The organism is Crocosphaera watsonii WH 8501, from assembly GCF_000167195.1.
GTDB lineage: Bacteria > Cyanobacteriota > Cyanobacteriia > Cyanobacteriales > Microcystaceae > Crocosphaera > Crocosphaera watsonii.
The window spans coordinates 695,820-720,107 of the sequence record NZ_AADV02000001.1; the positions used below are offsets into that span (position 1 = coordinate 695,820).

19 protein-coding genes and 1 pseudogene are annotated in these 24,288 nt (G+C 38.0%); 8 read left to right on the forward strand and 12 right to left on the reverse strand.

Going from position 1 to position 24,288, the window contains the following annotated elements; genetic code table 11:
- Positions 1-201: 201 nt before the first annotated feature.
- From xseB to CWATDRAFT_RS03435, 3 genes are all read right to left on the reverse strand, one after another.
- On the reverse strand, positions 202-429 hold the full coding sequence (gene xseB / locus CWATDRAFT_RS03425; RefSeq protein ID WP_007303680.1) for an exodeoxyribonuclease VII small subunit: 228 nt from the start codon (positions 427-429) through the stop codon (positions 202-204).
- 14 nt (positions 430-443) lie between these two features.
- Positions 444-1,598 (reverse strand): exodeoxyribonuclease VII large subunit, encoded by a 1,155-nt coding sequence (gene xseA / locus CWATDRAFT_RS03430; RefSeq protein WP_042711103.1) that lies wholly within the window; start codon positions 1,596-1,598, stop codon positions 444-446.
- 78 nt (positions 1,599-1,676) lie between these two features.
- A complete protein-coding gene (locus CWATDRAFT_RS03435) occupies positions 1,677-2,516 on the reverse strand; it encodes a hypothetical protein (RefSeq protein WP_007303682.1) in 840 nt (279 codons plus the stop codon).
- A gap of 384 nt (positions 2,517-2,900) precedes the next feature.
- Here CWATDRAFT_RS03435 and CWATDRAFT_RS03440 point away from each other — a divergent pair, with 384 nt between their 5' ends.
- Positions 2,901-3,389: a thiamine pyrophosphate-binding protein gene (locus CWATDRAFT_RS03440; RefSeq protein ID WP_007303683.1), complete on the forward strand. Its 489-nt coding sequence runs from the start codon at positions 2,901-2,903 to the stop codon at positions 3,387-3,389.
- Here CWATDRAFT_RS03440 and CWATDRAFT_RS41610 read toward each other — a convergent pair.
- The 4 genes from CWATDRAFT_RS41610 to CWATDRAFT_RS03455 form a co-directional block, all read right to left on the reverse strand.
- On the reverse strand, positions 3,309-3,689 hold the full coding sequence (locus tag CWATDRAFT_RS41610; protein WP_081450900.1) for a transposase: 381 nt from the start codon (positions 3,687-3,689) through the stop codon (positions 3,309-3,311). The two genes, CWATDRAFT_RS03440 and CWATDRAFT_RS41610, sit on opposite strands and share 81 nt — an antisense overlap.
- Positions 3,641-4,042: a helix-turn-helix domain-containing protein gene (locus CWATDRAFT_RS03445; RefSeq protein WP_007303684.1), complete on the reverse strand. Its 402-nt coding sequence runs from the start codon at positions 4,040-4,042 to the stop codon at positions 3,641-3,643. Before CWATDRAFT_RS03445 ends, CWATDRAFT_RS41610 begins: the two co-directional genes overlap by 49 nt.
- 134 nt (positions 4,043-4,176) lie before the next feature.
- The gene (locus CWATDRAFT_RS03450; protein ID WP_232286964.1) at positions 4,177-4,461 is read right to left on the reverse strand and encodes a hypothetical protein; all 285 of its coding nucleotides are present in this window, start codon (positions 4,459-4,461) and stop codon (positions 4,177-4,179) included.
- Between the two features lie 184 nt (positions 4,462-4,645).
- Positions 4,646-4,903, reverse strand: coding sequence for a hypothetical protein (locus CWATDRAFT_RS03455; protein ID WP_232286965.1), 258 nt, complete (start codon positions 4,901-4,903; stop codon positions 4,646-4,648).
- A gap of 207 nt (positions 4,904-5,110) precedes the next feature.
- Between CWATDRAFT_RS03455 and CWATDRAFT_RS03460 the strand changes: the two genes are divergently transcribed.
- Together CWATDRAFT_RS03460 and CWATDRAFT_RS03465 are read left to right on the forward strand one after the other, a co-directional pair.
- Positions 5,111-5,773, forward strand: a complete 663-nt coding sequence (locus CWATDRAFT_RS03460) for a ParA family protein (RefSeq protein ID WP_007303686.1) — start codon at positions 5,111-5,113, stop codon at positions 5,771-5,773.
- Positions 5,745-6,752 carry a ParB/RepB/Spo0J family partition protein gene (locus CWATDRAFT_RS03465; protein ID WP_007303687.1) on the forward strand — a complete coding sequence of 336 codons (1,008 nt, stop codon included), beginning with the start codon at positions 5,745-5,747 and terminating at the stop codon, positions 6,750-6,752. Before CWATDRAFT_RS03460 ends, CWATDRAFT_RS03465 begins: the two co-directional genes overlap by 29 nt.
- Here the strand turns inward: CWATDRAFT_RS03465 and CWATDRAFT_RS03470 are convergent, their stop codons facing one another.
- The 3 genes from CWATDRAFT_RS03470 to CWATDRAFT_RS31530 all read right to left on the reverse strand — a co-directional run bounded on the left by CWATDRAFT_RS03470 (position 6,753) and on the right by CWATDRAFT_RS31530 (position 15,232).
- The gene (locus CWATDRAFT_RS03470) at positions 6,753-8,900 is read right to left on the reverse strand and encodes a UvrD-helicase domain-containing protein (RefSeq protein WP_007303688.1); all 2,148 of its coding nucleotides are present in this window, start codon (positions 8,898-8,900) and stop codon (positions 6,753-6,755) included.
- A 15-nt stretch (positions 8,901-8,915) separates the two neighbouring features.
- Positions 8,916-11,126: a DUF1998 domain-containing protein gene (locus CWATDRAFT_RS31525; RefSeq protein WP_050018325.1), complete on the reverse strand. Its 2,211-nt coding sequence runs from the start codon at positions 11,124-11,126 to the stop codon at positions 8,916-8,918.
- Positions 11,127-11,458: 332 nt separating this feature from the next.
- Entirely contained in the window at positions 11,459-15,232 is a 3,774-nt protein-coding gene (locus tag CWATDRAFT_RS31530) for a DEAD/DEAH box helicase (RefSeq protein WP_007303690.1), read from the reverse strand.
- A 488-nt stretch (positions 15,233-15,720) separates the two neighbouring features.
- On the opposite strand from CWATDRAFT_RS31530, the pseudogene CWATDRAFT_RS03480 reads away from it, so the two are divergent.
- Positions 15,721-16,455, forward strand: a pseudogene (locus tag CWATDRAFT_RS03480) (transposase family protein).
- A 308-nt stretch (positions 16,456-16,763) separates the two neighbouring features.
- Here CWATDRAFT_RS03480 and CWATDRAFT_RS03485 read toward each other — a convergent pair.
- Complete coding sequence (locus tag CWATDRAFT_RS03485; protein WP_007303692.1) at positions 16,764-17,126, reverse strand: hypothetical protein; 363 nt, start codon at positions 17,124-17,126, stop codon at positions 16,764-16,766.
- Between the two features lie 696 nt (positions 17,127-17,822).
- On the opposite strand from CWATDRAFT_RS03485, the gene CWATDRAFT_RS03490 reads away from it, so the two are divergent.
- Entirely contained in the window at positions 17,823-19,304 is a 1,482-nt protein-coding gene (locus CWATDRAFT_RS03490) for a DEAD/DEAH box helicase (protein ID WP_007303693.1), read from the forward strand.
- A gap of 131 nt (positions 19,305-19,435) precedes the next feature.
- On the opposite strand, the gene CWATDRAFT_RS03495 is transcribed toward CWATDRAFT_RS03490, so the two are convergent.
- Entirely contained in the window at positions 19,436-19,909 is a 474-nt protein-coding gene (locus tag CWATDRAFT_RS03495; RefSeq protein WP_007303694.1) for a choice-of-anchor Y domain-containing protein, read from the reverse strand.
- 118 nt (positions 19,910-20,027) lie between these two features.
- On the opposite strand from CWATDRAFT_RS03495, the gene serA reads away from it, so the two are divergent.
- The 3 genes from serA (at position 20,028) to CWATDRAFT_RS03510 (ending at position 23,769) form a co-directional block, all read left to right on the forward strand.
- Complete coding sequence (serA, locus tag CWATDRAFT_RS03500; RefSeq protein ID WP_007303695.1) at positions 20,028-21,605, forward strand: phosphoglycerate dehydrogenase; 1,578 nt, start codon at positions 20,028-20,030, stop codon at positions 21,603-21,605.
- Between the two features lie 122 nt (positions 21,606-21,727).
- Positions 21,728-22,627: a 50S ribosomal protein L11 methyltransferase gene (gene prmA, locus CWATDRAFT_RS03505; protein WP_007303696.1), complete on the forward strand. Its 900-nt coding sequence runs from the start codon at positions 21,728-21,730 to the stop codon at positions 22,625-22,627.
- A gap of 110 nt (positions 22,628-22,737) precedes the next feature.
- Entirely contained in the window at positions 22,738-23,769 is a 1,032-nt protein-coding gene (locus CWATDRAFT_RS03510; RefSeq protein ID WP_007303697.1) for a TIGR00341 family protein, read from the forward strand.
- Positions 23,770-24,288 lie beyond the last annotated feature (519 nt).

Here is a 24,288-nt window from a genome sequence, read left to right on the forward strand (position 1 = left end):
TTTAGGTAAAAAGAGAAAACTTGATTTTGCCTTATTAAATGCGCGTTAATTAGAATTACAATTGAAGCTACAAAATTAATTGAGCCACAACATCAAATTGAGGAGAAGTCTCAAGTTTTGTTAGGGAAGAGGATTGAAAAAACTGAGAGGTCATTGTTAGTTATTAATTATACATTATCTTTAGGGTGATGGCTTTATAATTTAAAAATCTAAATCATCCTCTAAAGTTTCTATCAATAATTCCATCCGTTTAACTCCTTGAGAGAGAAATTGCTCACACTGCTGAATCTGTTTTACCGCTATTTCAAATTCAGAAAAGATGGTTTCTAATGGTAACTCTCCTGATTCTATCTTCTCGATTAAAGCCTCAATCTCTGCTACCGATGCTTCATAATTCCAATTTGGTTCTGTTTCTCTGGAAGAAGACATAAATACAAATACAATTAGTCTGTAATAATTTCTGTTACTTTTACTTTAATCGATCCCTGTGCCAATTGTATAATTAATTCTTGTTCTTCATTTAATTGTTCAACATCTCTAACGATTTCCTCATCAATTTGTCTCACCACAGAAAAGCCTCTTTCTAACACAGCATGAGGATCTAATGCTTTTAATTTCTGCCTTAACATCAACGTTTTTATTTTTGCTTCTCTGATAGAAACTGCATTAAGGGGAATACTTTTTAAACGGTTTTTCAACCCGTCTAATTGCTCTAAATCTTGTTTGAGTCTTTGCTGAATACTAGCTATTAGTCTTTGTTTGCGCTGTTGATGTTCAATTTTTAGCACTTCATAAGAAGGAACAGCGATTTCTGCTGCTGCGGTGGGGGTATGAGCGTTTACATCTGCCACTAAATCCGCTAAGGTTTCGTCCCTTTGATGGCCAATCCCAGTAATCACAGGAATAGGGGACTGAGCGATCGCTCTCACAACTCTTTCATCATTAAAACAGAACAAATCTTCTACTGCTCCCCCACCCCTAGCTAAAATAATTAACTCTGCTCGTCCATCATTGTTTACTCTTTCGATAGCTTTGACAATAGAAGATGGAGCCTCTTTTCCTTGAACAGTTGCAGGGGAAAATAACACTTTAACCCCTGGATTTCTTTGATAAGATGTTTTTTGGATATCCCCCCAAGCTGCTGCTGTTGTTGCGGTAATAACTGCTATTATTTGAGGGAATAAGGGAAGCGATCTCTTAATACTTTGATCAAATAATCCCTCTTTCGCTAGTCTGGTTTTTAGCTGTTGATACCGTAGTGCCTGAAGTCCGTCCCCTGTAGCTAATACTTCAAATATTGTTAATTGATATTCTCCCTTCTTAGGATATAAACGAATATTTCCTTTAACTAAAATCTCTGTACCCAGTTTAGGTAACTCTTGTAATCGAGTTTTTTGGGAGTTCCAGATCACGCATTTTAATGTTGTTTGCCCGCCACTATCACTGAGGGTAAAAAATAAACCAACCGTATGAACCTTAAGACTTGAAACTTCGCCACTAACCCAGACTCGAATTAACTGGGGGTCATCTTCTAATAATAATTGAATATATTCAGTTAAACCTCTCACAGATAAGGCTGTTCCCAGAATTTTGTTCATTTTAGTACCATAACAAATAATCGAATTATCCAAATGTCTTGAGTATTCCCTTGACTTAATTGACATTTGGAGAGTAACTTAACCATAAACTTTTTCCACTAACTTAAGCATTTCTTCTTCCAAAGGAGTTAGATAAGGACGCTCAATTTTCCCCAACAATCTCAAAACCCCTTTTGCTGTCCCTTCCAACTCTGACCCCTTTTGTAATCTAGAAATTCTACCATGAAGTTTTTGAATCGTTTGACAATCTTCTTCTGTATATTCCAACTCCTGTAAAAACTCAATTTCAACCCCTTCTAACTCGGTATCCCATGTTTGTAGATCACAAGTGTTTTTTGATAGTCCCGTAACAATAGCCCAACAACCATTTTTCCCCTTTAAATCAGGATTATCAAGAGACATAATACCTACTACTTCACCTAACTCAAACGGATTATCTTTTTCATCTCTTGTCATTTCTCTGACAACTTGTTTAACAATACGATGAGTGGGAACCTTACCATTAGCAATCTCCACCGCTTTTCCCCAAGCAACCACTTGGTCTTTCGTTTCTAGGACACCCAACGGACGTACCTGAAACTCTGTAGTCGGGAGAATTTCACAACGATTCGTTGTCAGATTTTCGTAGATGTTAGCTCCTACAATCAAATAATCCGACTTTTGACGGGAATGGCCAAATTGCTCCCGACAATAGCGTTCAAAACTCGTATGAGTATCCCGATATAACTTTTGGTCACGAAGTTGCTGTAATGCTTTCCCTGCCGCCCAAACCGCTCCAATAACAACAGCTTCCAATCGTTGTTTTTCAGCAAGTTCCACTTCAGTTAGGGGTTGAAATGGACTGTCTATTTGGCTGTGTTGTTCATCAGACACAACCTCAACATAAATGGTTTGTCCTCCCTGAGACTGAGCAAACAATGCCTTAAAGTCCCCATCCGTAAACCCATCAATAGCGGAACTGCGTCGTCGTCGATATCTTGCTATGGTTGATTACCTCTTTCAATTCCTATTTATATAGATTATTTCATCTAAAAACCGATAGTTCAAGGTAAAATGGAATTATTAATGGACTCTGCGAGAATGCAATCTGCAATCCTTTGACAACGAACTCTTCAATTTTCTGTTTAATGACAACTCTCTACTTAGAAATATTTTACTAAGATAATTGAATCACTTAAAGCTTTTTTAGCTATCAGAAAAAGACACCATTACAACGCTCATTAAGAATAAATAATTAATAACTCATTATCAATTATCCATTATCCATTGTTCATTAATCTATATTTTTCCAGAGGTGAAAAAATGAGCCATAATAATTCTATAGGGAACTATTTAATTCAACGACTACTAGAATTAGGAGTAAATCATGTTTTTGGCGTACCAGGAGATTTTGTTTTAGGCTTTAATAAACTATTAGAAAATAGTGACCTTGAATTTATAAATACTTGTGATGAACAAGGGGCAGGGTTTGCAGCCGATGCTTATGCTCGTTTACGAGGGTTAGGTGTTGTTTGTGTGACTTATTGTGTTGGAGGTTTAAAGATTGCTAATACCACTGCTCAATGTTTTGCAGAAAAGTCCCCTGTAGTTGTCATTAGTGGTTCTCCTGGTATCAACGAACGTATCAAAAACCCCCTATTACACCATAAAGTTAAAGAATTTGATACCCAATATAAAGGATTTCAAGAAATAACCGTAGCAGCAACTGTTCTAGATAATCCTGATACCGCCCAGGTGAATAGAACAATTATCCATGATTACACAAGCTCCTTTCCACAGTTTGGGGACTAATTTTTGAGAAATAAATGCTTCAAAAGTGAGTGCATCAGTTCCTCCCATTAGACTAGATTGAGCAACAATACCATTCAAAGTCATTGCACCTATAATAGATACATTCATCCCTCGTTTTGATGGTCTTTGTCCATAAGCTCTTTGTCCTTTCTCAGACCTAGCACATAAGCGGATTAAAGCTAAATTTACTCCCGATTTATCTAGAAAAACCAGGTCTTTAGCTAGTATTTTCTGAATAGTCTCCCAGAATTCTAATCTTTGCTGTTGGACTTTTTCACTCCCTTTTTCCGTTGGATGCAGTGTTTTTTTTTTAAAGTCAAATTCAAACGATGCAACATTCTATCTACTGTTGAACGACTAATGATAATTCCTGTGGTCGCTATGAATTGCTTACGAAGTTCTTCTAGAGTCGCATCATTGTTAGTTTTGACTAACTCTTCGAGAACTTTTAATTGTTTTAAATTAAGTTTTGTAGGTGTTTGTTTCCTTCGTTTAAGTGGAGCAAGATTTCCTGTTTGTCGATATTGTTTAAGCAATTTTTGGACAAAGCTTTTAGCTACATGGAATTGTTTGGCTAATTGACGTTGAGATAGATTCCCTTCATTATAAACATCAATAATTTTTTGTCTGAGGTCAACAGAATAGGCTTTCATCTCAAAGTATATTTAATAAACAGGGTAATTCGGCGATCGCAAGAAGTGTTTTTTTCTGTTTATTTAGTTGGCGATCGCCTACGGACATTTTTCCGTAGGAGCCATTCAATTGTACCTCACTAGCCTGGGAAATGCTATATCCCAGAACAAAAGTCCCAGGCTAAAATCCAACTCTGTCCATAGAGTCCTACCCAGAAGTCGCTATGTCTTCTAACGTATTTTTTGGGTTCGGTTAGTCTAGAAATATATTTTTGATAGCCTTTATTCTTGATTGACTTACCTTTTAAAGCTGAGGCTGTGTAAGCGATCGCTATTAATAAAATTAGGTTAGTAAGCCTATGGGTATTCGCTTTGCTCCCTTCAAGGTTATAGCCACCACTTTTATAATCTCGGAACATAGCTTCAATTCCACCTCTCATTTTATAATATTTTATAACTTCTGATGCGTCATCTAAATAGACTATTTGTACTGTTTTTTTAGAGAGCGAAATTGATTTTGAAAAGTGATCGCTAATCTCTAAACCCCTCACGGTGAGTCTTTTCCAACCCTTGTCACCCCGTCAAGCCTAAAACTTATCTTCTTATCGGTAAGCTTATCGTTTTTCACAAATCAAATCCGATTGCTATAGATGCAGCAATCCTCGCCCTTCGCCTTGTTGGACGTTGTTGCCCAATAGCAGGATTAAGTTTATTATCGATTTGGCTTTGCATTCGGTCAGCTAAGTCTCTGAATTTCTGAGCTTTCTTGGGATTGGGATACCTTAGTTTTGTAGGGGTATCTTGAACAGGTAAGTCGAAAATAGATAGTTGCAGGAAATTAAGGGGATCAATTTTCCCCTGCACTGTTTTCGTTGTTTTCATGGATCTGCCCTGAATTCTTCTTCTCGGTGATCCGCGCGAAAGCGCACCCATAACGATATACCAAGCTCCGCTCCGAGATTGGAGTGATCTTTGAATGCTCAAGAGGACAAAAGATGTGATAATCAAAGGAACTATCTTTGATTAAGTTGTAGTCAAAAAAGTTAAATCCTTTAATTTAACAATTAAGATGTAGGAAGATTAAATCTTGTGATTATTAGCTTTAACAATTTGAAAGGCGGCTGTGGGAAATCAACTTCGTCAGTTCATATCTGTCGTTACCTTTTAGACAAAGGATATTTAGTTGCTTTGGTTGATAGTGATTCCCAGGCAACAAGTTCTCGTTGGATGGAGCAATTAAATGAGGGTATTGTCAAACCAAAAGTTTTTCGTTTAACCGACCCTGATTTAATTATCGACGAACTTCCCTTAATAGCGAGAAACATGGACTATACGATAATTGATGGAGCCGGGGGGTTAGCTGAAGTTCAGAGGGCTACATTACTTTTAGCTGATGTCGTGTTAATTCCTATTCAACCAAGTTTTCTCGATATTGATGCCTCCGAAGAAATGATCAAAGCAGTTAGGAGAGCGAGAACCATTCGGAATGGATTACCCTTAGCTTATACTTTTCTAACGAGGATCGTACCAAATACGTTATTACTCAAAGATTCTCTTGAATTTTTAAAGACTTTTGAGGATGTCCCGTTATTATCAACAGTCATTCCTCAACGTCAAATCGCTGCCGATGTCATGGGACAAGGTTACACATTATTTGACGAGAAGTCTCGTCCGGCAAAAGATTTAGTTAAAGCATACACCAATTTATTTAGGGAGGTTCTCGATGGTTCGTCGCACCATTCGCCAAGTTAAATCGGATACAGTCACTGATAATGAAACTTTATCTAAAGAGGTTCAGGACGCTTTTATTAGACAAGGTGTTATCCCCTCATCAAATCAAACTGCTAGTTATCAGTTAATACCTATTTCACAGATTGTCACCTGGGAAAACCAACCTAGAAATTACATTGATCAACAAGCAATTAACAAATTAGCTAAAACCATTGAAGTGGAAGGATTTAAGTATCCTTGTTTAGTTCGACCCATTGAGGATAACAAATACCAAATCGTTGCGGGTGAGCGAAGATATTTAGCTGCTCAGTTGGCCCTGAAAACAGAAATCCCTTGTTTAATAGAAAACCTCAATGATACAGATGCTCTTGAGGCAGCTTTAAAAGAAAATTTACTTAGAGAAGACTTAAATCCCATTGAGGTGTTAAACAGTCTTCTGCGTTTACTTAGTGACCAGTTACAATTATCTGAAGATGATGTCTGTAAATTACTCTATGAGATGAAACGGCGAAGGGAGACTCATCAAGAGAAGAAAAAATCGTCTGGGGAAATCAATTTCCCTAACTCAACTGATGACCGTTATCAAACGGTGATTACCCTATTTGAGTCTTATGGGTATAATTGGTATTCTTATGTATGTAGTCAACTCAAACTACGAAATTTACCCAAAGATGTGTATCAGGCGATCGCCACGGGTCAGATTGAATATTCTAAGGGGTTGAAATTCAAATCAATAAAAGACGATAAGTTAAGACAATCCTTATTAAATGAAGCAATTGAACTTGGGTGGAGTCAAAAACTAATTTCTCAAAAGATTAAACAAATAAAGGAAAGTAATGCTGACCCCAAAGTTTTATCTCCTAGTCAACATTTAAGTGATGTTACTCGTCGAGTTAACCAAGTCAAACCGTGGAAAACTGATCCCAAAGTTTGGAAAAAGATCCAGACAAGATTGAAAGGAATCGAAGATTTATTATTGGAGGTAGAAAACAATAAATAATTAACAATCTTGCTCAAGACTGCTCAAAAATGGACTGGGTTTTCCATAATAGATGATGTTAACTTCTTGTATAGCCCTTGTTGCAGCTACATGAACAAGAGAACGTTCTAGATGCAAGAAGTTTTGACGTGCTGTGTCGTCACTGATATCCTGTAAAGCAAATTTTAAAGGAATCAAGTCATAATTAAAACTACAGATAAAAATTCGATTAAATTGAAGTCCTTTAACGCGGTGCATAGTCGCGATTCTAACCCCAGGCTTTTCTTCATTATCCGGTTCACTAGGTTTAATTTGTTGAGCTTGAATATTGTGTTCATTGAGGGCATGAAGATAATGCTTAATTAACTGATTTGTTCTCAATACTAAGCAAGTATTTGATAGCGGTTCAGACTCTGAAATAGTCTTCAATTTATAGATTAAAAAATTGATTTCATCTTCAAAAGAAGAAAAACCTTGAATATTAGGAACAGTGCCTTGAAGTAAAGAACGATAATCGTTTAAATTGTCTAATTTTCCATCAAGATCATCAAAGGGAATGTCTTTTAACATTGCCGTTGCCCATTTTCTAATTTGCTCTGTTGTACGGTAATTAATTCTAAGCTTATGAGAACGACCTCGAATCTCAATTCCGCAGTGACTTAACACAACCTTATGTCCATAAATCCTTTGATGAGGATCTCCGACAATAAACAGATCGTTACCTTGATTATTAGAAACAACTATAGTACGAAGTAATTGAAATACGCCCTCACTCATATCTTGTGCTTCGTCAACAATAATGGAACGGAAAGGAAGAGTAATTCCCGGTTTATTTTTAAGAAGACTACAAACATCGCGTAACGCATCTTCAATTTCTTTCCAACCCTTATGTTGTAATAGAGAACGATATTCTTCAAAAACAGGCCAGATAGCCGCCCGTTCCGAACGTTTAAGACTGGTTCCTCGACCAACACGAGATACTTTTAGATAATCTTTTAATGTCCGAACTCCATGAACTTGAATAACGTCTTTCCATTCATCCTTATAGAAAGATAAAGGTAATGAAGGAGAAGTCGGAGCAATGGTATAAGCTTCTTGCCAAAGGTTTTTAACTTGCTCTTCGTAGACAATTTTATAGTTAATCCCTTCACTTTTCAGAAAATTACTAACCCATGAATCAATATTTTCTACATGAATACGTTTCATAATATTAGATGAACAAATTTTGTGTAAATTCATCTGAATATCTATAGCTAAATTGCGAGTGAAGGTGGTAAAAAAAATACGATCATTTTCCTGATTAAAACAGTGTTGTGCTAACCATTTAGCACGATGAATGGCAACAACGGTTTTACCGGTTCCAGCCCCTCCTAACACCCGTACCGGTCCGTTCCAATCTCGTTCAACTAATCGACGTTGACTAGGGTGTAGGAAAACTCGCCATTTTTCAAGAGGGGCTGCTAAAATTTCTTGTAACGCTGAGTCATCTTCCACCAAGAAAAAGCGTCGTTTTGTTTCATCTTTGCTAAGTGCCTCATCTAAGTTATTAGGATCAATAACCTCGGATTTTAATTTATGATGTTCTTTGAGAACTGTTTCAAGAGAATAACCTGCTCCCAACATTAGTATGGCATCAGCCGCTTCTTCAGGTAGTTGGAGTAATAGTTGATCAATATCAGAGTCGCTAACAACAGCCCGAACAGAAGGTAATAATTCTTCAGGAACCCCCAAACGTAGAAAATGACGAGTTGAAATCTGACTAAATAGCCCGATAACTTCTGAAGAGTTATTGTGGTTAATTTGTTTCTCTAAATTTTGAGCTTGTTCAACATCAACAATTTGTAAAGCACCGGATTCTGAGTTGATTTTACAAACCCGATTTTGCGCCCACTGATAAGCCTGATCGTGTTTATCAACCCATAAAAGAAGATAGGTATTGCCGTTATCAGGTTTACGAACAATGGCACGATATGATTGGTCAACTCGCAGAGATTTTAGGTTACTGTCACGGGCATTTTTAATCGATTCATAATTTAATCCTGTTTGAGTCGGATTTTTCTTAAATTGATCAATTAACTTACTGGCTTTCCCTTGAACTTTTTTAGGAAGCCGATTATAAGAGTCAAAAAAATCAATAGCGATCGCCAAACGAATAGGAGGGATTGACATCAGAATATCTCCAAATTAAGTTAAATAAGTTTGATAAAAAAGTTCCGTATCTTCTAGGACAGAAGCTATAGTAAAAACCTGCCAAGGCTCATTTTTAAGCGGTTCTACATCTAATTCATCTGTCACTAAAGCTATTTTGCGGTCAGTCCAAGCAATTTCAGCTTCTGCAATAACCGTCCCCATTTGGTTAGTTAACTCGAAACCAACTTCTGGTAATAACCATTGATGGGATTGCATATAATCGAATAATATTAAAGCAGTTTCCTCAAATAATAAGGATTTAAGTTCTTGCCATTGCTCCTGATCCACATTAGACAACTCAAAAGAACTATTTTTCCTGTCAACGGATAGAGAATTAAAATTAACCTCAGAAAAATCTTGATTAGTAATAATATAGGTATAAGGAAGAAATTGAAGTAAATTAAACTGTCGTAAAAGTCCATTCCAAACTCGTTTTTTTTCTTCTTCAATGGCATTTTTATCATTAATCCAAAGTATAACAAAAGCACTTTGAGCCTCATTATTTCGATGCTCTTTAGGAGAGATAGCTGTATATAATTTACAAAGGGCATCTTGATTAGTAGAAAGTTTTTCAATCAGTCCTAATAATAACTGTGTTGATAAAGAATTTTTGAATTGCGACCAAACATCAGGAGACATTATAGATTGAACTTCTTTTTCCCATTGTTGCCGTTTGAGTTTGTCTTTAGAAAAATTGACATCAATATGAGCTAAAGTAGAAACCAAAGCAAATTTTTCCCAAGGGATTTGAGCGGGATTAGTCAGAAATTCCATTAACCAATTGAAACTATTAGCTGTTATAAAAGAAATAAAAGTTTCACAATTATATTGTTTATAAAGAGTGTTTTTAGTACGATGAAAGGTATCGTTGGCTTCTTCATTTAAAAAGTTGGTGTAATAATCAATTTTTTTAGTTTGATTAAGTTGAGACTCCACATCCGACCAAGTTAGAGACCAAACATGATAGTTACCACTTTTGGCGATCGCCATTCTTTGGGCAAAGTCCGTTTTAAGACGATTTGCATGATACTGCCAACCATCTGTAAAGATAACAATGGGTAAAACATGAGAGGTATTTTTAACAGGATAAAAGATAAAGTCGGCACGACTAGGAACACTAATTCCTTCTTCAATCCCAAGTTCTACTTGTGGTTCAATCATCCAAGATTGCTGTCCCATTTGAATATAATAACCAGCTTTTCCGTTAATAATTTCTGAGCGAACAACAGTGGGATGATCTTGATGACGATGACGACGTATTGCTTCAATAAATCGCTGTTCAAGAACACTGTCAAATAAAGCATTAAATGAGGTTTGAGAAAGACTTTGAGGAGAAGGTTTTAATAGAGACTGACGACTCAGAATTTCATTGAGTAGATCCCTAGCAATTTTTCGACTGGTACGATCTTGATCAAAGCTATTCCGATAAGCATAAACACAGTTATAACAGCCATCCTGACAATTACAAGCACGAATAACATCTAGTGCTTGTTGAAACAGAGAGAAAAGATTATCTGGGTGCTGAACTAATTGGCGTAAATACCCTGTTCCCCCTGGTACTGTATCATAAAGGAACAGAAAAGGTTTCCTCAGTAAGCTAGAACTATCAGTAGAAGGCTCTTGAATAATTAAGGTTTTGAGATGGTCAACATTCCCCTTAAAATAAGATTTCAGTCCTAATTGTAAAGCAGCAATAAAAGAATGTAATTTGTCATCAGAATTTAGAGTATCAATGGGTAATAAAAATCGAATTGCCTCGGAATGAAACTCACGGAATAAATAAAGAACCTCAAGAAAATCCTCATCATTATTAGACTGATTTCTAGTAGCGCAAGTTAAAGCATGATTAGGTTTCTCAGGATCTCTTTGGACTTTCCCACAGGAACGACAGATACGAAACCCAGCCCTAGCTCTTGACTCTCCTGCGACTTCAAAAGATTCTGCTTGTAAAGAGGACTCCCCAAAGTTAATATCTCGAAATGTAACCCGTGATAAAAATTCAAAGCCAAAGGGAAATGTTTCTTCTTCAATTAAATAACTACTTTCACAACAACTGGGTTCAAAATCAACCAATAACTGTCTGGTAAAAAAAGCAGGACTTCGTTCATCTCGGTCGTCTACAATACGACTTTCTCTAGCATTGGTGGTAGCCATCACTTGACGCAACCGTACCATTTTTCGCTTTCGTCCTTCATCTGACCACATGGGATCATTACATCGGGGACAAGTTGACTGTTTAGCGGTGGGGTGAAGAGTTGGGACTGCATAGGAACAATTACGACATAATCGCCATTCTTCTATTTTGGATAAGTTTAAGTCAATTTGATCAATACTAACTCGTTTTCCTTCAGCATAAAATACCCCACTGGGGACTAACTCCTTGATAGCGATCGCACCGGGTCTTTCATATTCAAAGGTTCTTGTCTCATATTGTTTTCCTTGACTATTCCCTTGACTGTTGTTTCTGCGCCAAATAATGGAACGTAAGGTGACACCGGGTTCTGGAAAAGCATAATTAGGAAGTAATCCTTCATCTGTTAAAAAGTTAAAATATTTTTCTGGTTAATATTTTTAACTAATTCCATAAGACCACTACGTTCTCGTTTAAGTTCGGCCATTTCCTCTTCATAATTCTGGGAATGAGCCGCTTTTTCTTTTTCTTTGATGCGACGACGTAAGGTTTCAATCTGATTTTTTAAACGAGTCCGTTCTTTTACAACCTCTTGTAATCGATTAAGAATACGCCAGGTTAACCCCCCTTCATGATTCTGTCCTTTTTCAATAAAGTGCTGTAACTTGGTTTGAGTTCTTTCACTGATTTCTTCTTGGAATAATTCAAGAAAATCCTTTAATAATTGTTGTTGTTGCTCTTCTACAAACTGAATCCAAGGATAAGGAAAATGAGATTCTTTGACCGATTGAACTGTATTAAGAACTGTTCCTAATTCTTCTAAAAGTTGTCCAGGGGCAATCCCCTTTGATACCCATTGATCTAAACAATAAGCTGTTAATTGTCGTTGTAAAATAGCCGAAGCATTCAAATAAGAACCAGGAGGACTAACATCCCCATTAATCATTTTCATCGGTTCGGCCCAAAAGAAGAGATCGTGGGGGGTTCCATTGGAGATCGCTGTAATAAAAGCGTTACCATCCCGTCGTCCGGCCCGTCCGATCCTTTGTTGATAATTAGCTTGTCCCGGAGGTACTGAACATAATAATACAGAAGATAAGTCTCCAATATCAATCCCCATTTCTAGGGTCGAGGTAGCTGATAAAAGATTAGGATCACTGCGTCGTTGTCCTGTTATAAATTGAGTTTCTAATTCTTCTCTAACTTCTCTATCTAATAAGCTGGTATGTTCCCTAGCAAAAATTCGCCATAAGGTTCCTTTTGTGTAAAGACTGCGATAAAAGTTACCACTGGGACTGGGGACAGTCTGATAATGACCTTGACAAAGAGGACGTAAACAAGGCATTTTTTCCCAAGTTGATAAGTCTTTTGGGGTAGCAGTGACACGATGACCACAATGATCACATTTTAGGGTCTGACTCTCTGTATAAAGTCTCAATGCTGATTGTTGAATTCCCCAAACTTTGGCTTTTTTGTTGGTAGAATAAGCTTGAAAAATTCCCTGTTCTACTAATGTTTTCAGGGTAAGTTCATATAAATTTTCTAATTGCGAAATAATTAAAGGGGAATAAGACATAAATAACTTAAATCCCCAAGTTTCAGCCCATGTTGATTTTTCGCTTGTTCTCAAAAGGGTTTCAAAGCGAGGTACCGTATAGTTAGAAAAATAGGTGGGTGTTAACGAAGCTGGTCCAAACCCTGGCATAAATAATGGTCTTTGTAAGAGAAACGTATTACCCCCACTGGTGATGTAACTTTCGGTGACAGAATGTATGATCCCTCCCCGTTGGCGTAAATGATAGACAAACCCTAAAATAAACTGCTGTAGGGTGTGTTCGGTTAACGTTTCTAGCCCACCGATTTCGTTAGGAAGTATTTCTAATAATTGAGCGATCGCCGTTTGTAATAAAGACTCATCAACCCCCACTCCACAGCTTTCTGTCCGTTCTAATGACCCCCCTAATGAGGTTTTTAAGCCAATTTCGCCTACTACTTCCCAATCCAGTCGTTTATTGATTAAATCCACTAAACTCTCGGCGGCTTTCCCTGTGGCTTGTAAATCTTCCCATTCTTTGAGCCATTCCATGTCAGAAGGCATGAAGGTGGCCACATAATCTGCATCATTACCATTGAAGAGTTGACTACGCCAATAAGTGGGAAACTGAGTGCGAATATCTTCAAGGGTTTGACCATTGCCTTGATATTGTAAATATTGACATAAAGCTGACCGTAGGGTGGTTCGATAGGTGCGAGCTTCAAAAAATCCGGCACGGTGGGCGGCATCTTGTACTGAGTCAGAAAAGGTAATCAGTTTATGATCGTCGTTATAACGGGAGGCGTAAAGACTACTAATGGCAGCACTGGCAAGACTAGCGGCCCGTGATCCTAAAATAGCTAATCCATTTTTAGTTTCACAAATGGGACAGTCATGACTCACCATTCGTTTGGTTTGCCCTCCTCGTTGGGATGTGTGCAGAATATTATCGGGTTCAATAACATTGATTAATCTTTCACCCCCACAGCGAGAACAATGGTGTGCATCTCTTCTTGTCAAGGTTAAGCAGTCGCAACAAAGTTTCCAAGATCGCCACCCTGTCTCTGGTGACTCATCGGAGGGGAAAATATAAGTAGTTAAGGGATTTTTGGCAAAGAAAGCGCGATAAAAGTCTTGTAACTCCCCACTAATTTTACGATCTCCTGTCTGTTTCCTCAAACCTCCCCATGCGGTACTTCCACAGCTTCGACAGTGCATCACGGGTAGGGTGTTTTGTTTCTCTTCAGGGGTCAAGTCGTCGGTGTAAACTAAGGTTGGTTGTGGGTTAACTTTGGCCACCATCCGACGAAGTTCTCTTAACCAGAATTGTACTCTTAAGTTAACCCAAGGTCTATTTTCTTGGTTCCGAGCGATGGCACATAATGCGATTAAACTATCTAATAATAAAACAGAATATTCTGTTTGCTCACTATGGGGTATATGAGGTAAACTCATTTTTTTGTTGAGTTCTTGCCATAGTTTTTCTAGGGATATAACTTGATCCGTGTCTAATATTTTGAGTAGGTTATGAATGATCGGTAAAGACTTCAGGCGATCGCCTAATTCAATGCGTGTCTCTATATTTGTAAATGTCCCGTCAAGGGAACGATGGAACCAAAGTTCATATTGAGATTCTAGATAGGTTTCGAGACTTGAATAATAATTGGGGTTAAGTTGCTCAATAACGGCAGGGGAGGGAATGGGTAGGGGATCAATAAAAGCATCGGCCAGAAATTCGGCGGAACTGAGTCTATCTTCTTCTATAATGGCGGTTTCATCGAAGGGTTCATTAAAGACGGTTTGAGCATAGGCTAACATCTCTTGTTTGGCGTTTCCGGTTCCTAATGTGGCTGAGGTTCCGACGCAGACCAAATGTTGTGCAGGGGTCTTTAAACGGGCTTTGAGACGACGTATTAAACAGGCTAAGTCGGTTCCTTGTGCGCCGTCAAAGGTATGAATTTCATCAACGACTAAATAACGGAGGGTGTCTGGGGTGTTATTTGCCCATATTTGCTGGTCACGGGGACGAATCAGCAAATAATCTAACATTTTATAGTTGGTTAAAATAATATCGGGAGGATTTTGTCGTAAAAGGTTTTTATCGGTGATTAAGTGATCTTCTCCCATTAATATTTTAGGTTCTCGTTCTGATTCTCCCACAAATAACCCTGCGCTAACTTTACCTTTTAGGTTAGGGTTATGCCAACTTAAACTGGCTAAACGTTTGGCTTGGTCTGTGGCCAAAGCGTTCATAGGATAGATTAAAATAGCTTTGATGCCTTGTTGTTCTCGATTTTGGTAGCAATAGTCCAAAATGGGGAGCATATAACATTCTGTTTTCCCTGAACCGGTGCCTGTGGCCACTAAGGTAGATTGGTATTGTGGGGCCTGTAGTCGGGCAAAAGCGAGTTGTTGATGGCGATGAGGGGAGAAGGCCATGGGAACATCCGGAAAATAGTCTTTCCCTACGGTTCCTTGGCGAAAAGGCAACCCTATGGATAAATAAGGCCCTTTAAAGACCGCTTCTGGTTGTTGTAAAAATTGTTCTATTAGTCCTTGAAACCTTGGTGTAGCTGGCCGAAATTCTGTTGTCAGAAAGTCGGCTATACTGGTACGAATTTCCCTGGCCAGAAGAGAAGGAATCATTGATTAATCAAATAAATAAGGGGTCAACGTCGCCGAAGAAGTGCTTTTGTTCCCAATTGTTACCATCTCGGACAATTAAGCAACACTCATATTTTTATTGTTCCCAGAATTTCCGCAGTTGTTAACATAGTCCTGATATTTGACCAAAAATTATATTCTTCAATTATAGCATTTCCCAGGCTAGTGAGGTACAATTGAATGGCTCCTACGGAAAAATGTCCGTAGGCGATCGCCAACTAAATAAACAGAAAAAAACACTTCTTGCGATCGCCGAATTACCCTGTTTATTAAATATACTTTAGACCTCTTGCAAAAGTTTTTCGTGGTATGATAAAAGATTATTCATTTTTTGCATAGCCACCATTGGTAAAGCGATCGCACTCTCATAGTGGCGATCGCCTGAACCCCAAAAATCAATTAAGTTTTAAAACAAGAATCGTTGTATAATTATTAAAGATAACTATTCAGCTAAGAAAATTGATTTGATAATGAAATATTGGCAAGTTAAAAAGTTAAAAGAGACCGAATTCAAGCGTTTGACAGGAGTAAAAAAAAACTTTCAGAGTGATGGTTCGCACTGTCAAAGCTTATCTAAAAAGAAAAAAGAAACCCGGACGTAAACCAAAATTAATAGTTGAAGACCACATTCTCATAATGCTTGAGTATTTAAGAGAATATAGGACTTATTACCATATTAGTCTAACGTGGAAAATGTCCGAATCTAACGTTTGTCGCATTGTCCATAAAATCGAAAATATATTAATAAAATCTCGTCAATTTCGACTACCTGGAAAGAAATAATTATGGAAAACGAATTATCAAGAGGAAATGGTAGTAATGGATGTCATGGAAAGTCAAATTGAAAGGCCGAAAAAACGACAAAAACAGTTTTATAGTGGAAAACAAAGAGAACATACTTTAAAAACAGTGGGGTCAAATTTGGGACATCAATAAAAGTTCTTGCTGATAAAGGCTATCAAGGAATAGGAAAAATTCATCAATTAAGTGAAACACCCATCAAGAAAAAGAAAGGGAAGAAGTTAAGCCAAGAGGAGAAAAAATATAATCGGCAACTAAATCGATTAAGAATCACAGTCGAACATATAAATCGTCGCTTAAAAATCTTTAAAATCCTTTCTTATCCTTATCGAAATCGTGGTAAGAGATTTGGATTAAGAGCCAACTTAATAGCTGGACTTCATAACTACGATTTGGCTAATTAATTTGTAAAAAAAATCTATTTAATCTCTAGTGGGTTGAGCTTTTTATCATTAGCTTAACTGTTTTAAGCAGCCTATTTTTAATGATTTTGTGTAGAAGCGATCGCTCTTATCTCAATTATTCAAAAATTATCAGATATTTTGTACATCTGAACAAGTTAAATTGGCAAAAAAATAGCCTTTAATTATAGCATAAAATATTTTTGCAAGAGGTTTATTTTATCAAATTGTCAAGTATAATATCAATCAGGTTTATTTAACTCAGAATCAAGTCATAAACATTTCAGATTAAGTTCCCATACTAATCATGCTCATTTCTTATCAACAAATCCCACTAACTTTGTTATTTTATTTTGTTGGTTTACTTCTCCAAAAAAGTTACCTCCCAGGAACACATCTCCATTTTTTTTAACCATCTTCCAGGTTAATTTAAAATGACCATGATGACTATCTGGTGCTGTGCTTAATTGTAAGCTAATTTCGGGAAATTTTTCTCTGAAGCTCTCTATCAATTGACAATGTGTTTCTATGTTATCAACTGGTTTAGGTAGATGAGAATCTAGATAAAGACAATTTTCTGCCAAAACTTTTTTCATTAATAACAGTCTATCTTCTGGCTTGGAACTATTCCAGCCTAATACATAATCTTCAATAACTTGTTCTATTTCTGACATATATTTCTCTTAATACTGGTTAACAGTATAACAGTGTTAGTGACTTTTAGCAACACCATTTTTATTTAGGTAAAGAAAACGTTATTAAAGATGAAAACTTAATCATCAACTATCAAAAATGGATATTAAAGTGATAAGTTCTAATCCATTGATTGACACTCCACTGCCTAAAGACGAGTAGAGTGTCAATTGTTAAGAATTGAAACATCAGAAGTTTCTCTCATAGTTTTTCTCTAATGGCTGGATATAGGCACTTTCCTTGACAGACGAAATGCCCAGAAACTCAAAAACCCTGCGACAACAATCGCTACTACAGAGATGGTAAACGGCACTGTCCATATTCCTACCATTGCTGGCCATTGAAATAGGATTCTCAACAAATGAAAAAATCCCATTAAGGCAAAGAGCAGACCCGAAATCATTAAATTTGTACAAGAAATAACTCTTATCTCTATGGTAGCAATTTTAAGTTTAAATTTTTAATCAATAGAAGATATTAAACAACAACTAACTTTTATTGTTGAGCGTAGAAATATAATTTCTCATCAAGCAGACATCGATCCAACCTATAATATAGGAAACCGTGGGTCTATTGATGATAATTTAGTCAATGAAACCGTTGATTTTGTCGAGGATGTAGTTGAGAAAATCCATCAAATTCTATAACTTAAATATAAGACAATACTAAATAACTACATGGCACGTCCCAGTAAACTGAAGTACGATCGCGGCACATTAATTTTACATCCACCCCCAAGAGGGAAAGCATGGATCGAGTTTGCTACATGGGACGATCGCATCGAGAAGTTTAGGGTTCCGGCTATTTATTATCGGGTTTTGATTGAAACCTTAGAAGCAAATAATCTCAACTTTGTTGACAATGCTAAGGACTTTTTTCCTCTAGACTTAACCCCTAGTTTTGAGAGGGAACCCTATCCCCATCAAACGGAAGCGTTAGAAGCTTGGAAACTTTCAGGGCGTAAAGGGGTGGTTGTGTTACCCACAGCAGCAGGAAAGACCTATTTAGCACAGTTAGCCATGACTGCTACCCCTCGCACCACCCTAATTATAGTACCTACCCTAGATTTGATGCACCAATGGTACGCGCAGATGTGTGCAGCGTTTCCTGACATTGAGGTGGGGTTATTGGGAGGAGGATCACGTGATCGCAGTCCCATTTTAATTGCTACTTATAACAGCGCAGCCATTCACGCCGAAACATTAGGAAATCGTTACGCTTTGCAGATATTTGATGAATGTCATCACCTTCCCACAGATTTTTTCCGTGTTATTGCAGAATACGCTATTTCTCCCTATCGTTTGGGCTTGACTGCCACCCCAGAAAGGGCTGATGGTAGCCATCGTGACTTAGACAGTTTAATTGGTGAAGTGGTTTATCGCAAGGGAGTAAAAGAACTTGCCGGGGGAACATTAGCTGATCATAAAGTAGTAGAAATTAAGGTCAAATTATCACAAAAAGAAAGAAAAACATATGATCAAGCAATGCAAATTAGAAATGATTTTTTACGCAAGTCTAATATATCTTTAGGGAGTTTAAACGGTTGGCAAATTTTTGTTAAAGCTAGTGCCAGAAGTCCAGCAGGAAGACGGGCAATGTTAGCCCATAGAGAGGCAAAAGAAATTGCAGCCGGGACAGAGGGAAAAATAAGAGTATTAGAGGAATTAGTTTGTGAACATGATCAAGATTCATTGTTAATTTTTACCAATGATAATGCAACGGTTTACCGAATTTCTCAAGAATTTTTAATCCCTGCTATCACCTATCAAACCCCAGTAAAAGAGCGTCACGATATCTTAACAAAGTTTCGAGAAGGAATTTATAAAAGTTTAGTAACTTCTCATGTTTTAAACGAAGGTGTTGATGTTCCAGAAGTAAAGGTTGCGATAATTATATCGGGAACCAGTTCTGCACGGGAATATGTACAAAGATTAGGTCGTATTTTACGGAAAGGGAAGGGGAAAAATAAATTAGCAACCCTTTATGAAATTGTGGCAGAAGATACCAGTGAAGAAAGAACATCACAGCGCAGAAAAGAAGGAACAAAGACACCCAAACCTCAACAATTAGAATTATTAGATTCTCCCTATGAAATGCCCTCTAAAAAATCTTTACGGGCAGCAGAAAAAAATAAGAAAAAATGGGGAGAGGAAGAGTAAACTATTATTATATAGCGTTTCTCGGACTCAATATGTACACCTAATATCGAGCCTCCAAACTCCGAACTCCGAACTCCGAACTCCGAACTCCTAAAACTAGAAAACTCTGTACCTCACAAGTATGAGAAGTGCTATAGTATATGTTTTATCTTGAGTATAATTCCCCAGGCACCAAGAATTCCCAAAGCCAAGGAAGCTGAAGATTCAGGTACAGTAGTAGAATTAATTGTTACCTCAGCAGACCTAAAAGTAAACTCACCAGATTCTTGACCCGTGTTATCTCCAAAAAAAAGAAAATTAGGAATTTCATAGGGGTTAAAAGTCCCTAATGGCGGATTACTCGTACCAGGATCAAAAGAATAGACACGAAGTGAACCGTTGAGAATTTGTGAATTATTCGCCAAAAGCTTATACTGATTACCTAAAACCCTTAATTCATAATCGACATTTCCACTGGTACTAAATGATACCTCTTCTCCCCTAGTAAAGTTGTCATTTTGAGCAAAAATTGCATTACTCTCGGGATTATTTTTTTGTTGATGCACTGGTGGAATATCAAGACTTGTTAGGAAATAATGCTCATTAGTCGTAAATGTAAATCCCACCAATAAGCAAACTGGAAAACTTGTTAACGATTTCGGGGTTTAGGGGAGATCAACCCTTACAATAAACTACTGCAACCATGAGAGCAAAATAACGATCACCCTACCAAGGCGAATTACTATGGCAAAAGTTCTTGTATCAGATCCCATTGACCAAGTTGGTGTTGAAATCCTCTCACAAGTGGCACAGGTGGATGTTAAAACGGGATTACCCCCAGAAGAGTTAGTAAAAATTATCCCCGAATACGATGCCATGATGCTGCGATCGGGAACCCGTGTTACTAAAGAGATTATTGAGGCCGCAACCCAACTGAAAATTATTGGACGGGCCGGGGTTGGCGTGGATAATATCGATGTACAGGCCGCCACTCGTCAAGGGATCGTGGTGGTAAACTCTCCAGAAGGCAACACCATCGCCGCAGCAGAACACGCCCTAGCCATGATGTTATCCCTATCCCGTCATATTCCCGAAGCTAATCAATCCGTCAAAAATGACAAATGGGAACGTAAACGCTTCATTGGGGCAGAAGTCTATAAGAAAACCTTGGGGGTTGTTGGTTTAGGAAAAATTGGCTCCCATGTGGCTAATGTGGCTAAATCAATGGGCATGAAATTATTAGCTTATGATCCCTTTATTTCCAAAGAAAGAGCCGATCAATTAGGTTGTACCTTAGTGGATCTCGATCTCCTCTTCGCTGAATCCGATTATATTACCCTGCACATCCCCAAAACCAAAGAAACCACCCACATCATCAATAAAGAATCCCTCAGTAAGATGAAACCTAACGCCCGCATTATCAACTGTGCGCGGGGTGGTACTATCGATGAATCTGCCCTAGCTGAAGCGATCGCCGAAGGGAAAATTGCCGGCGCTGCTTTAGATGTATTTGAAGAAGAACCCCTCAAAGAATCCAAACTCAGAGAACACGAAAACATCATTTTAACCCCCCATTTAGGGGCTTCTACTGCCGAAGCACAGGTTAATGTGGCCGTTGATGTGGCCGAACAAATTCGTGATGTTTTGTTAGGACTTCCAGCCCGATCTGCGGTTAATATTCCAGGACTCACCCCAGATGTCATGGAAAAAATGCGCCCTTATCTACAATTAGCAGAAACTTTGGGCAATTTAGTCGGTCAATTAGCTGGAGGGCGTATTGAACGGTTAACGGTTCGTTTACAAGGAGAATTGGCTAGTACCAAGGGTCAACCTATCGTCGTGGCCTCGATTAAAGGGTTACTCTCTCAAGCATTGCGAGAACGGGTTAATTACGTAAATGCAGCCATCGAAGCCAAAGAAAGAGGTATCCGCATTATTGAAACCCACGACGCTTCTATTCGTGACTATTCCGACTCTTTGCATTTAGCAGCACAAGGATCATTAGGAGAACATTCTGTGACTGGGGCGTTATTAAGCGATGGAGAAATTCGCATTACAGATGTGGATGGTTTCCCCATTAACGTACCCCCAAGTAACTATATGTTATTTACCGTTCACCGAGATATGCCAGGAATTATCGGTAAAATTGGCTCTCTTTTGGGAAGTTTTAACGTTAACATTGCTAGTATGCAAGTGGGACGGAAAATTGTTCGAGGAGATGCCGTTATGGCCCTAAGTTTGGATGATCCCCTACCAGAAGGACTCTTGAACGAAATTACTAAAGTAGATGGCATCCGAGACGCTTATACCGTTAAGCTTTAATAGAGGATAGTGAGTGTGGGAAGTGTGGGAAGTGTGGGAACAATATTAATACTTTTCTCCCCCATCTCCCCGTCTCCCCATCTCCCCCGTCTCCGAGTCCTTTTAATTAAAAAACAAATCCTATGTCCAACAGTTGGTGGGAAATCACCATTTTATGCCATCCTCATTTGGAAGAATCAATAACTTGGCGGTTAGATAAGTTCGGCTGCTCAGGGACTTCACGGGAAATTAAAGGAAAATCTCATATCATTCAGGGTTATATTCCACAAATTAAATATCAATCCCTAGATATCTCTGCTTTATCCCTATGGTTACAGCAAGATGCTTTAGTTTTAAATTTACCCCAACCTCTAACCCGTTGGAAATTAATCGACGAGGAAGACTGGTCCAGTAGTTGGAAACAATACTGGGAACCAACGGAAGTGGGCGATCGCTTTATTATTTATCCTGCTTGGTTAACACCTCCTGAAAACACTGATAAACTCATTCTTAAACTCGATCCTGGGGTTGCTTTTGGCACAGGAACCCACCCCACCACTCAGTTGTGTTTAGAGTCTTTGGAAATGCGTTTATCGAAACCTGATAGGGATGTGGTAATTGCTGATATTGGTTCGGGTTCGGGTATTCTTTCTATTGGGGCTATTTTATTGGGGGCCAGTAAAGCTTATGCTGTGGATATTGACCCTTTGGCGGTTAAAGCAGCTAGGGAAAACCGTCATCTAAATCAAATTGATCCTAATAATTTGGCTATTAATCAAGGGAGTTTGACAGAGTTATTAGAATTAGTTAGTGACGGAGTAGATGGCATCGTTTGTAATATTTTAGCTGAGGTGATTATTGATTTAATTCCTCAATTTTCTAAGTTAGCTAAACCCAATACCTGGGGGATTTTAAGTGGTATTTTGTTAGAACAATCTCAGGCGATCGCTGATACCCTAGAACAAGAAGGATGGATCGTCGCTGCTTTATGGAAACGTAAAAAATGGTGTTGTTTTCAAATTCGTAAAGCACCAGAAGATTAATTTATAAGAAATTTTCTAGCATTTTTCGGACTCATGGGGTAAATATAATATCTAACTCCGAACTCCGAACTCCGAACTCCGAACTCCGAACTCCTAAAACTAGCTGCTATATGTCTTGGTCAAAACTAAAGTCATTTATAAAACGGGAATGGATATTCTTCTGTCAACTTAGAACAGAAATAGAAGAAGAAAAGATTTCAGAAGATAAGTTATCTCAAATTCTTCTTAATCAAGTTTTAGCCCGTAATTTCTCTATCTTACTTATTTTAGCCACAACCATTGCTACTTTTGGTTTAATTTCTAATAGTGCTGCCACTATTATTGGAGCGATGATTATTGCTCCTTTGATGATTCCTATTATTGGTATAGCTTATGCGTTAGTTACTTTTAATCCTCGTTTAATTAGTTATTCTTTCATTCGTTTAATTTTCGGTATTTTGTTAACTATTGGTATTGCTTTTTTAACTACAGAAATTATTGGATATCAACTGTCAGGATCAGAAATTTTGGCTCGTACTAAACCAACTTTACTAGACTTAGGAGTAGTGATCGCAGCAGGAACAGCAGGAGGGTTTGCCAAGGTACGTCGTAGCGTTTCTGATGCTATTCCTGGGGTAGCCATATCAGTGGCATTAGTTCCTCCTTTATGTGTGGTAGGGATTGGCTTTGCAGTGGAGGGTTTAAGCTTATCTAGCGGCTCTTTTATGCTATTTTTGACAAATTTGGTGGGGATTATTTTAACAGCTTCTGTTGTCTTTCTTTTTGAGTCTTATGGTAGTTGGAAAAAGGCCACAGCTAGCTTATTTGGGTTACTAGCAAGTCTCATTATGATTACTTTACCCCTCAATTTCTCCTTTCGGGAAATGATTATTGAAAATCAAATTCGTCATGAATTAGCTAAACGTCACCGTAAACATAAAGATAGGGAAGACAGTCTTATTACAAAGGTAGATGTTCAACTAAAAGAAGACAAAATTGTTGTCATTGCTGATGTTATTATTACCCCTGATAGACTCGATAAAATTGATCCAGAAGAAAACCTTAAAAAAACTCAAAAAATACTCTCAGATAAGATGGGACAACCAGTGGAGTTAAGGGTTAGAGTGTTTCCCATTGATATTCTTAATTTTGAAGCAGATTAAGTGCTATTTTCCAATCTCTAATACCAAATCCGGTTTAGATACCCCTTTTCTCTTTCTAGTTGATGAGGGTGGGGAGTGTGGGAGGAAGGAGAGCAAAACGATAAAGAGGTTTTGACAATCGGATTTGGCATAAGAGCGATTCTAGAAATTTGACATACTCCACTGCCTAAAGGCGAGTGGATTCGGATTCAACAATTACTTGTTGAAACCTACTCTCATACGAGGTTTACTAGGCTGACTGGTACTTACCTTACTAGGTCATACATCCATCTGTTTCCAGACGCCCTGCCAATTCAGAGTTAGTCGTCACTTTCTGGGGGACTCCCAGTAGGTGGCTGAATATTGCTACAATGTAATTCTAACACAATTACGCCCTAAAGGGCGGGGTTTTAGACCTCACGGGGTGACAAGTAGGTTGAAAAGTAAGTCCAGAGCGGTTTTTCTCTGTTACCCGACCCTAAACAATTGTCGGCAACCAGAGAGCTTATTGAGAATGAACGATAATGATAATCATTTGCA